Source organism: Agathobaculum sp. LCP25S3_E8 (assembly GCF_052117165.1).
Classification (GTDB): Bacteria; Bacillota; Clostridia; order Oscillospirales; family Butyricicoccaceae; genus Agathobaculum.
The window spans coordinates 1-495 of the sequence record NZ_JBQKJR010000174.1; the positions used below are offsets into that span (position 1 = coordinate 1).

1 protein-coding gene is annotated in these 495 nt (G+C 53.3%); it reads right to left on the reverse strand.

The genetic code is table 11. The features are described 5' to 3' along the window. Nucleotides 1–54 precede the first annotated feature (54 nt). The coding region (locus ACTQ34_RS18150) for a transposase (protein ID WP_441364992.1) at nucleotides 55–495 on the reverse strand (441 nt) is incomplete at its 5' end.

Consider the following 495-nt stretch of genomic DNA (forward strand, 5'->3'; position numbering starts at 1 on the left):
GGTCGTGTCAAGAATTTTTCGCACTTTAGTTCGCAGACTCTGTTATGAATGAAGTCAGCCAGCAATGGAGGCATCCTCAACGGTCGCCTCCAGATGCTTCATGTTCATGTACTTCTTGTTGCCCCACTGGGTGCCGGCTACATGGCGCAGCCGGGCACAGACCAGCATAAGGGCAGAGTTGCCGTCCGGGAAACTGCCCACCACACGGGTACGGCGGCGGATCTCCCGGTTTAGCCTCTCAATCACGTTGTTGGTACGAATACGGGTCCAGTGTTCACTGGGGAAATCACAGTAGGTCAACGTTTCCTCAATACCATTCTCCACCTTCTTGGCGGCTTCCTTCAGTTTCATAGAGCGCAGTTCCTCTACCACAGCCTTAGCTTTTTCTCGGGCGGCTTTCTTGCTCTCCTGAGCGTGGATCGCCTTGAGCATCTTGGCCACCAGCTTCACCTTTGAGCGAGGTGTGACAGAGAACACATTTCGGTAAAAATGGAC